Genomic DNA, 9,815 nt, shown 5'->3' with positions numbered 1-9,815 from the left:
TGCATGTGGAAGACTTACTGGCGCGCCGCACCAGACTCTGTTACGAGCATCGGAATCGCGGATTGGCTGCTATTGACGAGGTTGCGAAAATAGCTGCGGATATTCTTGGCTGGGACGAGGCGGCCAAGGCGCATGAGATAGAAAACTACAAGGCACGGTGTGATGCCGAAGAAAAGGCGGAGGGTATAGTTAGCGAAGCCGAAGCTCAAAAGGTACGTGAGCAGGCGGTGCCTATAACCGAATTTGTTGATGTGGCTCCGCAAATTGACGGTTAAAGCCGTGGGGATTTTTGCCCTTTAAATCGCTGACTCTAAGGCCTTGGAGGCGTGTACTCCAAGGCCTTAGACGTACTTAGGATGCCAATAGGCCCTCTCTGGCAACAGAGCAAAATTCAGTTTTAGGCGCTTGCTTTAAAAGCACTTTCGATAACGCGGTATTCGGGCTAATGCCCGAAAATAAGACAATATCATTCTAAGTTTACTAACCTAGAACCAACACCACTGATCCACCGTTAACGCCGGGTCACAGAGGCGCATTTTTCATCTCCGTTAGCGAGTTGAACCCCGACACCCTACCTGAACAGGGAAAACAGGATACTAGGTAACGGAAAACCCAAATCCGCTAACGCAAGCGATTTTCTTGACCCCCTTGGGGCGTACGCACTAACGCAAACGCCTACTTATCATTTTCGACGTCATGTTGGAGCGGGTGACGGGAATCGAACCCGCGTTCTCAGCTTGGGAAGCTGATGTTCTACCATTGAACTACACCCGCAAGCACCAGAAACCAGGCATATCTGGCGTCTAGTTGCCCGATCAGTATATAGCCGGTCCCTCGCACGCGCCAAAACTATCTAGCCCGTGCGCATACAGTTTGAAAGCGGCCTCCACAATCGGCACATCCGGCTCTATCCACGTGATCTCATGCAGGTCGCTGGCAGCCACCCATCGTGCCTCCAAGTGACCGTCACCCACCTGCGGGGATCCAATCGGGCGAGCCAGCCACACCAGCATTCGCCGTCCGCCCAGCACCGGCCATGCTCCGTCCTCGTCCTTTGACAAAACCGGTTGGCCAAGCTCGATGTCGCACCCTAGCTCCTCGCGGATTTCACGAACGAGGGCATCGCTGGGCCGCTCCTCCGGTTCGACCTTGCCGCCCGGCAGCTCATACAAGCCGCGAAGCTCTTGAGGATACGCCCGCGCGGCCGCGAACACCTGCGCTTTTGCACCTTCACCGCGCATGAAAGCTGCTGCCACTACAAGTTTCTTCACGCCCTCGAGTCTACCCAAAACGATTTTGCGACACTTACGGGAAAAATGTCACAATACATCTATGCCGAAAATCTCTGGGACAAACCTTGCCGAACACCGCGAAAATACCCGCGATGCCCTATTTGCCGCGCTCGCATCGCTCATGCGCGAATACTCCTTCGAGCAAATCTCGATCGCCCAAATCTCGAGGCGCGCAGGCATCGGCCGAACCGTTTTTTACAACCACTACGAAGACAAAGAAAGCCTGCTGGTGGCGCTCACCCTTGAGAGCACAAAGCGCTTCACCAGGACGCTCGGCGAAACTCTCAGCATCATCGATGATCCGATTCAGCAGCTGCGCGTCTACATCCGTGCCCAGCTAGAGCTTCGAAACCAAAACCACTTCAGCTATCCGCTACGCATCACTTCGGCGGTTCCACAACAGCAACTCAAACAACACGCCCGCACAATTCAGCACATCATCTACCAGCTTTTGAACGGCGCATACGAGGCCGGCAAAATCACTCAAACCCCGGACGCTAGCACGGTTCGCCTGGTGCTCTCCTGCCTGTCCAACATTGACCTGCCCGCCAATCCGCAAGAGCGTAGCAACGTCATGGCCTGCACTGAGGCATTCATTTTGCGAGGCCTCGGGGCAGCCGAATCCGATATCAACCACATTGATCCAGCTGTCGCGAACTTGAGGTTCAACTTCTCCATCCTCAACAATCGCGACGACGATGCCAACCAGCTTGACCTTGCCAAACAGAGCGCGCAGGCTCGTTGCCCCGTGACCGGAGCCATGCATTACAAAACCGCGCGCTAACCCCGCGCTCACAGACACTACAAAAGGGTTCGGGCACGTAAAAAGGTTCAGGCACGCATATCGCGTGCCTGAACCTTTCACACTTTGGCGTTAGTTGCCTTCCGTGCCTTCACCATCAGCCTGCTGGATCTGCTTGCGGACCTCGTCCATATCCAGCTCCTTAATCTGACGGATAATGTCATCCAGGGCCTCGCCTTGTAGCACGCCAGAGTGGCGGAACACCGCGATGCCCTCGCGGAACGCCATCAGAGTTGGAATCGACTGGATCTGCGCGGCAACGGCCAGCTGTTGCTCGGCCTCCGTATCAACCTTCGCGAAAACTACGTCTTCGTGACGGTTCGAAGCCTCCTCGTAGATCGGACCGAACATGCGGCACGGACCGCACCACGCTGCCCAGAAGTCCACTAGGACAATATCGTTTTCCTCAATGGTCTTACCGAACTTCTCGAAGTCCACATCAACAGTTGCCATTAGGTAACCCTCCAAAAGTTATTTGCGTTGCTAACACCCTAAACCACAAGCGCTACGAATGTATTCCGTAGCAGTGAGTGATCTAGGCAACCGAGCCGGAAAGCTCCTTGGCAACAAGCTCCGCAACCTGCACCGCATTAAGCGCGGCGCCCTTTCGCAGATTGTCACCCGCAACCACAAACACCAGGCCGCGCCCATCCGGAACTGCCTGATCCTGGCGGATCCTGCCCACCAGCGTTCCATCCATGCCAGCGGCCGCCAGCGGAGTAGGTACATCCACAAGCTGGACGCCAGGAGCCTCCTGCAAAAGTTCCTTAGCACGCTCTACGCTGATCGGCTTTTCAAACTCGGCGTGAACCGTTAGCGTGTGGCCCGTAAACACCGGCACGCGCACACAAGTTGCGGAGGCCGCAAGCGTTGGAATGCCTAGAATCTTGCGCGATTCGTCGCGAAGCTTTTGCTCCTCATCCGTTTCCAAAGAACCATCATCAACGAGGCCACCTGCTAGTGGCACCACATTGAACGCGATAGGCGCCACGTACGTTTTTGGTTCGGGCAACTTAACTGCCTTGCCGTCAGTGGTGAGCGCCTGCAAATCCTGCTTCACGCCAGCCTCAACCTGGTCGATGAGCTCACGCACGCCCGCCAGACCCGAACCTGATACGGCCTGGTAGGAGGACGCCATGAGGCGCTTCAAACCGGCCTCTTCGTGAAGAACTTTCAGCGAAGGCATTGCCGCCATCGTCGTGCAGTTCGGATTCGCAATAATGCCCAGAGGGCGCGACTTCATAGCCTGCGGGTTGACCTCGCTGACCACCAGCGGCACATCCGGGTTCTTACGCCACGCGGACGAGTTGTCTACGACCACTGCGCCGGCCTCGGCGAACTTTGGTGCGTACTCGCGCGAAGCGGCTCCCCCAGCAGAGAAAATCGCGATGTCGATGCCGGAGTAATCAGCGGTAGCGACGTCCTCGACCACGATTTCTTCACCGCAGTACTGGAGTTTTGTGCCCGCCGAGCGCGACGAGGAGAAGAAACGCACCTTTGTGGCCGGGAAATCGCGTTCGGTTAGGATCTGGCGCATCACGTGGCCCACCTGGCCGGTGGCGCCAACAACAGCGAGAGTTAGTTCTTTCATCGTCCCGTACCTCCATAAACAACGGCTTCAGATTCAGTGGAATCAAGGCCAAACGCCGAGTGCACGGCGCGCACAGCCCGATCCAAGTCTTCAAGTTTGGTAACAACCGAGATGCGGATCTCGGACGTCGTAATCATGTCAATGTTGATCCCCGCGTCTGACAGGGAGCCGAACAGTTTGGCGGAAACACCCGGATTGGTCCTCATTCCCGCACCCACGAGCGAAAGGATGCCAACGCCGGGGCTGTAACGCAGATCCTGGTAGTCCAGCTCATCTTTGGCCGCCTCGATCGCGGCGATAGTGCGCTCGGCGTCATCTCCGGGAAGCGTGAACGAAATATTCGCCCGGCCCGTGCCCGACGTGGGAATGTTCTGCACGATCATGTCGATATTCGCACCGGCTGCCGCAACGATTTGGAACAGGCGCGCCGCCATGCCGGGCGCGTCCGCGATTCCAACGATCGTGATCTTATCTTGGCTGCGGTCATGCGCGATTCCGGAAATAACGGGAGCTTCCACTTGATCCTCCTCTAGGGTTTTTAGGGCTGCATCTGGCACGAGGCCAACAAGTTCGGGGTGCGCGTCAGAGTTCGCGATCCACGTTCCGTCCTTATTGGAAAACGAGGAGCGCACGTGAAGGGGTACGTTATACCTGCGCGCAAACTCGACCGCGCGAAGGTGCAGGATCTTAGCGCCGTGGGCCGCAAGCTCTAGAGTTTCTTCTTGACGGAGCCTGCGCACGCGTCTTGCGGTGGGCACGATGCGCGGGTCTGCGGTGTAAAGGCCGTCAACGTCCGTGTAGATTTCGCAAACATCGGCGTGGAGGGCGGCCGCGAGGGCAACTGCCGTGGTGTCGGAGCCGCCGCGTCCGAGCGTGGTGACGTCATCATCGGAGGACACGCCTTGGAATCCAGCAACGATGGCCACCTGGCCCTCGCGAATGGAACGGGCAACGCGTTCTGGCACCATGCCTGTGATTTGGGCCTTTCCAAAGTGGCTGTCGGTGAGGACGCCTGCCTGCGCTCCCGTGTATGACACTGCGGGCACACCCATTTGGTTGATGGCCATGGCGAGCAGCGACATTGAGATACGTTCGCCTGCGGATAGGAGCATGTCCATTTCGCGCTGGGGGGCCTCTTCGGTTAGTTGGCCGGCCAGGTCGAGTAGGTCGTCAGTTGTGTCTCCCATTGCGGATACGACCACTACGAGTTTGTGGCCCGCATGGTGGGTGTCGCAAATACGTTTGGCAACGCGTTTCATTGCTTCCGCGTCTGATACGGATGACCCGCCGTATTTTTGCACTATTAGCGCCACGTCGACCTCTTCTATGTTGTGGGTGGCATTGCCACTGATGTTGTGATCAGTGTAGGCGCGGTAGTGGGAAGCGTGTTTGTTGGATCCACCTTGCGAACATTTTGGCCAAAATTGTGACCTTTTTTACGCTTCTAGAGGGGGTTTTGGTTAGCTTCCGATGGTGCGGCGGCCTTCGAAAGCGCGGCCCAGGGTGACTTCGTCTGCGTATTCGAGGTCTCCGCCAACTGGTAGGCCCAGGGCGAGGCGTGATGCGGGCACTCCCATGGTGTCTAGCATTCTGGCTACGTAGGTTGCGGTGGCTTCGCCTTCAATGTTGGGGTCGGTGGCGATGATGATTTCGTTGATTTGGTTGGATGATAGGCGGCTCATGAGGCCGCGGATGCGAAGCTGGTCGGGCCCGATGCCACGGATCGGGTCGATAGCGCCGCCGAGCACGTGGTAGAGACCGCGGTAAGAGCCGGTGCGTTCGATTACTTCAACGTCTTTGGCTTCTTCAACTACACAGATGATGGTTTGGTCGCGGCGCGCGTCGCGGCAGATGTTGCACGTTTCTTCTTCTGCGATGTTGCCGCAGATGGTGCAAAATCGGACTTTTTCTTTAACTACTTGGAGCGCGCGTGCCAGGCGCATTACGTCTTCACGGTCGGTTCCAAGAATGTGGAACGCGATGCGTTGCGCAGATTTTGGGCCGATGCCGGGGAGCGCCCCGAGTTCATCGATGAGGTCTTGGACTGCACCTTCGTACAAGGCTATTTGTTTCCTTCACTCGTGTCTTCGATGATTGTTGCGCCGAACATTTTTTCAACCAGTGGGAGTCCCACGAGGTTTGAGTTTTCAGCGTCGGCGTCGTCCATATTAGCCCCGCCAGTGTCGAAGTCGTACTCCGACTCTTCGGGTAGCGAGGCTGGCTCGGTTTCTCGTGACGGTTCGGGGGCGACTTGTGGGTGTGCAGCTGTTGGGCTGTGCGGACGCGAGGATTCCTGTGGATGCGAGGACTCTTGAGGGCCAGCGGTCTCCTGCGAGCGCGCGCTCTGCTGCGACAGTTCTGCGAGGACGTGTGGGCGCGGAGGCTGGTCAGGCTCTGCAGCGCTGGACCGGACCTGTTCAGCGGGCGCGCTCTGTTCACGAGCCTGGCTGTTTAGTTGGCCGTCAGCATTCGGACTTGCCGTGGCGGCCTGCTGTTCTGGAGTGCGCGGCTGGGCGTTGGGTACTGCGCGGACCGTGGGCCACGCCGTACCCTCGTTGTCATCTGGCGCTGATTCGTCTTGCGCAGTGCGGTTTGCCACGTGTTCGCGCCCATTATTTGCCTGGTTGAACCCCTGCCGGCTACTTGTTTGATTGCGGCGCTGTGGACTCTGGGGGCCATCGCCGTTACCGGATTCCTGGTTACCGTGTGGCGGCGGCGTGGGAGCAGAAGGCGCCGGTTGGCCACCCACTTGAACTTGGATGGTTTTTGATACTCCGGTTATTACTTGGATGGCTTTTAGCGCGGTGTCTTGGTGTCGGTTGAGGAACACGTTCGCAAGCCCTTGGTTGGCGAACCTGAGAATAACGGTTGAGGAGTCTTCTGAGATTAGTTTGGCGTGCTCCCCAATAAGGAAGGCCGAGGAAGGCATGATTACGCGCACGGCTTCTACAAACTGGTCCCACTTGCCGTGCAGGTTTGCGGTCACGTTGCCCGGAGCGGGCGAGGACCCGGCTTGCTTCTGCTCGGCAGGTGCCGTTTCAGGCTTCGACTGCGGCTGAGACTCGGGCTTAGACTCCGCCGATGGCGCAGATTGCGAGGTTGGGGCGGGTTCTGGCCGTTGCGGGGCCTGCGCCTGCGAGGCGTGTGCAGGTTTCTGGGCCTGCGTAGCTGGCTCGGGCCTGGTTTCTGTTTGCGGGGCACCTGCCCAGGTTTGCTGATGCGCAGCCTCATTTGCGCCAGTGGCGGCTTGGGCGGGCTTGTTCACCTGTTCCTGTGCCCGCGAGCGCCTTAGCTGTTCGCGCGCAAGCGCGGCTCCGGTCAGTGGCTTGCCGTCCTCGCCTAGGATTTGCGGCCCATCTTGCGCAGGCCCATTAAAGCCACTGCTGCCACCGAACGAGGGCGCGGCTGAGTGACCTGCCGAGCCAGCCTCGGCCTCGCCACTACTGGGGCGGACTCGGGCGCCGCTTAGCTCAACGAGAATGCGGCCAATCATCAGCTCTAGTTGCAACCTGGGTGAGGTGGCACCAACCATGGAGCGAAGCGCCTCATCGGTTAGGTCTGCGGCCATCGAAAGCGCGGGGGCGCCCCACTGTTTTGCTTGCGTAAACATGCGTTCGCGTTGTTCCGCGGGAAGTTGGCCCAAAATGTCTTTGGCTTGCTCGCCCGCTACCGCGATGATCAGTAGATCGCGGAGGCGTTGCAGGAAGTCCTCCACAAACCGGCGCGGATCATGGCCGGATTCAACCATTTGTTCAATCGTTGCGAACAGGCCCGCCCCGTCGCGCTTGGCAAGCTGTTCAACCGCGGTGTCAAGCAGATTCGTGTCCGTGTATCCAAGCAGAGCGACAGCGAGGTCATACGGGATCTTCGAGTCAATGCTTCCAGCCATCAGCTGGTCAAGCACCGAAAGGGAATCGCGAACCGAGCCGCCGCCCGCGCGAATAACGAGGGGTAGCACGCCCTCACCAACCTCAATGCCTTCAGACTCGCAGAGGTTTGCCAAATACGGGAGCAGGACGTCACCGGGCACTAGGCGGAACGGGTAGTGGTGCGTGCGGGAACGAATTGTGCCGATCACGCGCTCCGGCTCGGTTGTGGCGAAGATGAACTTCACGTGCTCGGGTGGTTCTTCCACCAGTTTTAGTAGCGCGTTGAAGCCTTGGGTTGTGACCATGTGGGCCTCGTCAAGGATGAACACCTTGTAGCGGTCTCGAACGGGCGCGAAAGAAGCGCGTTCACGTAGCTCACGGGCATCATCCACACCGTTGTGCGAGGCCGCGTCAATCTCAACAACATCCAAAGAGCCGGTGCCGCCGCTGGCAAGCTCCACGCAAGACTCACATTTGCCGCAGGGCGTGTCCGTGGGGCCTTCCGCGCAGTTCAGGCAACGCGCGAGGATACGAGCGGACGTGGTTTTGCCACATCCTCGCGGCCCGGAGAACAAGTAGGCGTGCGTGATTCGATTAGACCGAAGCGCTGCCTTCAGGGGTTCGGTCACGTGGTCTTGCCCGATCACGTCATCGAACGTGTCGGGTCGGTAGCGGCGATACAAAGCTATGGTCACAAGTGAACTCTATCGTTAAGCACGGACAAAAGTTTTGAAGGAGAACAAACGGGGCAGAATCGCTCGTTTATGAGGCCGCAACCACGTCCTCCACCAGCGCGTTCGCGGCTTCTACAAAATCCAGCACGTCCATGCGAAGGGAGAAACCGCGCCGGCCTCCAGACACAACAATTGAGTCTTGATTCAAACAGCTTTGATCAATGATGACGGGCGCCTGCTGCTTTTGCCCAAACGGAGAAATCCCGCCCACAACATAGCCCGTGCGGCGCTGCGCTACTTCGGGAGGAAGCATCTGCGCCTTCTTAGCGCCCGCCGCTCGCGCCACTTTCTTGAGAGACATGCGGTGATCCACCGGCACAACTACGCACACGACTTCGCCATCAGCGTCAACGAGGAGGGTTTTGAACACCTCCGCAGGATCAAAACCGAGCTTTTGTGCAGCCTCAACACCGAACCCGTGGTCAAACTCGCTGGAATGCTCATAGGTTAGCTGCGAGAACGGGACTCCTGCCTCCAACAAGTACGCGACCGCTGGAGTAGAAACCGACTGATCCACCACGCCCCCATCCTGAACGCCCAAATGTTGCCTATCTGACAGGTGTCACACTCATGCTAACTCGACTAATGCGCCCGTCATTCGGTAGACTATCGAAGCGTTACCGCGCTCACGCGTGGAAACCCACAGGAGGATTCGCATAGTGGCCTAGTGCGCTCGCTTGGAAAGCGGGTTGGGTGCAAGCCCTCGGGGGTTCGAATCCCCCATCCTCCGCCATCTACCCCGGTAGCTCATTGAGTTGCCGGGATTTTTCTTGTATTTACGCTGAATTATCGGGGTTTTTAAGCCCTCCACAACATGACAACACATGACATTTAATGACAATAATGTTCATTTAATAGAACCTGGACAGAACATACAGAACCTCAAACTAGACGGGCGACATGGCCAAAGACGGCGTCAGAACCGCCGCGGTAATCAAAGCCACAGCCGAACTGATCACAGCGGTAAGTAAAGCCCAAAAGGCTAGAAAGCCAAAGCGAAAGAAGAAGTAAGGTAGCGGGACCAACCAGAGGACAAAACTAATCAGCCCACCCCCAACAGGGACGAGTTTAACTATTTACGCAGGTAAATCTCTTCAAGATCAGCAAAGTCTTCATCTAAATAATCGCCAGGCTGACCGACCTGTTTGAACAGTTCATATAGGTGGTCTGGCAACTTCACATCATGGTTGATAAGAGTGTCTGAAGCCGATGTTATTGCAGCGGCCGGATCATGTTTGTAGAGGTACTCAAGTTCTTCTAAATCCGCCTCACCATCATCTCGAACTTGCGCCGCAATTGGGAACAAACCCTTAGCCAACTGCTCATAAATCTTGCACATACCGCCTACTATATTTTCGCCACTGGAAACGCAGACGTGATTCGCGTCTTTGTTGTATGCGTCTTTTTGTTGGTTCTCATTTAGCCGGAGGTTTCGAACGCTCAGCGAGGTGAGACAACTCTAACCGGGACGCATTTTCCGGCTTCCCACTTAACTTCCCACTCAACATAACACTTTGGGAAGTTGAG

At 57.2% G+C, this 9,815-nt stretch carries 10 protein-coding genes and 2 tRNA genes; 3 read left to right on the top strand and 9 right to left on the bottom strand.

Features of this window, described 5'->3' with window-relative positions:
- The coding region (locus HMPREF2891_RS08980) for a glycerol-3-phosphate dehydrogenase C-terminal domain-containing protein (protein ID WP_315940661.1) at positions 1-275 on the top strand (275 nt) is incomplete at its 5' end.
- 425 nt (positions 276-700) lie between these two features.
- Here the strand turns inward: HMPREF2891_RS08980 and HMPREF2891_RS08975 are convergent.
- A tRNA-Gly gene (locus HMPREF2891_RS08975) sits at positions 701-774 on the bottom strand.
- Positions 775-815: 41 nt separating this feature from the next.
- Entirely contained in the window at positions 816-1,271 is a 456-nt protein-coding gene (locus HMPREF2891_RS08970; RefSeq protein WP_070665123.1) for a (deoxy)nucleoside triphosphate pyrophosphohydrolase, read from the bottom strand.
- Between the two features lie 61 nt (positions 1,272-1,332).
- Here HMPREF2891_RS08970 and HMPREF2891_RS08965 point away from each other — a divergent pair, with 61 nt between their 5' ends.
- Positions 1,333-2,076, top strand: a complete 744-nt coding sequence (locus tag HMPREF2891_RS08965) for a TetR/AcrR family transcriptional regulator (protein WP_070665121.1) — start codon at positions 1,333-1,335, stop codon at positions 2,074-2,076.
- A gap of 90 nt (positions 2,077-2,166) precedes the next feature.
- Here HMPREF2891_RS08965 and trxA read toward each other — a convergent pair whose 3' ends face one another.
- From trxA to ybaK, 6 genes are all read right to left on the bottom strand, one after another.
- The gene (gene trxA / locus HMPREF2891_RS08960) at positions 2,167-2,547 is read right to left on the bottom strand and encodes a thioredoxin (RefSeq protein WP_070665108.1); all 381 of its coding nucleotides are present in this window, start codon (positions 2,545-2,547) and stop codon (positions 2,167-2,169) included.
- 82 nt (positions 2,548-2,629) lie between these two features.
- Complete coding sequence (locus HMPREF2891_RS08955) at positions 2,630-3,685, bottom strand: aspartate-semialdehyde dehydrogenase (protein ID WP_070665106.1); 1,056 nt, start codon at positions 3,683-3,685, stop codon at positions 2,630-2,632.
- Positions 3,682-4,998 (bottom strand): aspartate kinase, encoded by a 1,317-nt coding sequence (locus HMPREF2891_RS08950; RefSeq protein WP_070665104.1) that lies wholly within the window; start codon positions 4,996-4,998, stop codon positions 3,682-3,684. The genes HMPREF2891_RS08955 and HMPREF2891_RS08950 overlap by 4 nt, the downstream gene beginning before the upstream one ends.
- A gap of 147 nt (positions 4,999-5,145) precedes the next feature.
- A complete protein-coding gene (recR, locus tag HMPREF2891_RS08945; protein ID WP_070665102.1) occupies positions 5,146-5,745 on the bottom strand; it encodes a recombination mediator RecR in 600 nt (199 codons plus the stop codon).
- Positions 5,746-5,747: 2 nt separating this feature from the next.
- Complete coding sequence (locus HMPREF2891_RS08940) at positions 5,748-8,249, bottom strand: DNA polymerase III subunit gamma and tau (RefSeq protein WP_070665101.1); 2,502 nt, start codon at positions 8,247-8,249, stop codon at positions 5,748-5,750.
- Positions 8,250-8,316: 67 nt separating this feature from the next.
- Positions 8,317-8,808, bottom strand: coding sequence for a Cys-tRNA(Pro) deacylase (ybaK, locus tag HMPREF2891_RS08935; protein WP_083311348.1), 492 nt, complete (start codon positions 8,806-8,808; stop codon positions 8,317-8,319).
- Positions 8,809-8,933: 125 nt separating this feature from the next.
- Here ybaK and HMPREF2891_RS08930 point away from each other — a divergent pair.
- A tRNA-Ser gene (locus HMPREF2891_RS08930) sits at positions 8,934-9,021 on the top strand.
- A 339-nt stretch (positions 9,022-9,360) separates the two neighbouring features.
- On the opposite strand, the gene HMPREF2891_RS08925 is transcribed toward HMPREF2891_RS08930, so the two are convergent.
- Positions 9,361-9,627 carry a hypothetical protein gene (locus tag HMPREF2891_RS08925; RefSeq protein WP_070665099.1) on the bottom strand — a complete coding sequence of 89 codons (267 nt, stop codon included), beginning with the start codon at positions 9,625-9,627 and terminating at the stop codon, positions 9,361-9,363.
- Positions 9,628-9,815 lie beyond the last annotated feature (188 nt).

The organism is Actinomyces sp. HMSC065F11, assembly GCF_001813085.1.
GTDB classification, from domain to species: Bacteria; Actinomycetota; Actinomycetes; order Actinomycetales; family Actinomycetaceae; genus Gleimia; species Gleimia europaea.
Note: the sequence above shows the minus strand (reverse complement) of the source record. Positions and strands in the feature narration are given on the sequence as shown.

What these genes read in the sequence shown, in the direction of transcription:
- trxA (WP_070665108.1), bottom strand. Translation starts at nt 2,547, where the DNA reads ATGGCAACTGTTGATGTGGACTTCGAGAAGTTCGGTAAGACCATTGAG.
- HMPREF2891_RS08965 (WP_070665121.1), top strand. Translation starts at nt 1,333, where the DNA reads ATGCCGAAAATCTCTGGGACAAACCTTGCCGAACACCGCGAAAATACC.
- HMPREF2891_RS08925 (WP_070665099.1), bottom strand. Translation starts at nt 9,627, where the DNA reads ATGTGCAAGATTTATGAGCAGTTGGCTAAGGGTTTGTTCCCAATTGCG.
- HMPREF2891_RS08955 (WP_070665106.1), bottom strand. Translation starts at nt 3,685, where the DNA reads ATGAAAGAACTAACTCTCGCTGTTGTTGGCGCCACCGGCCAGGTGGGC.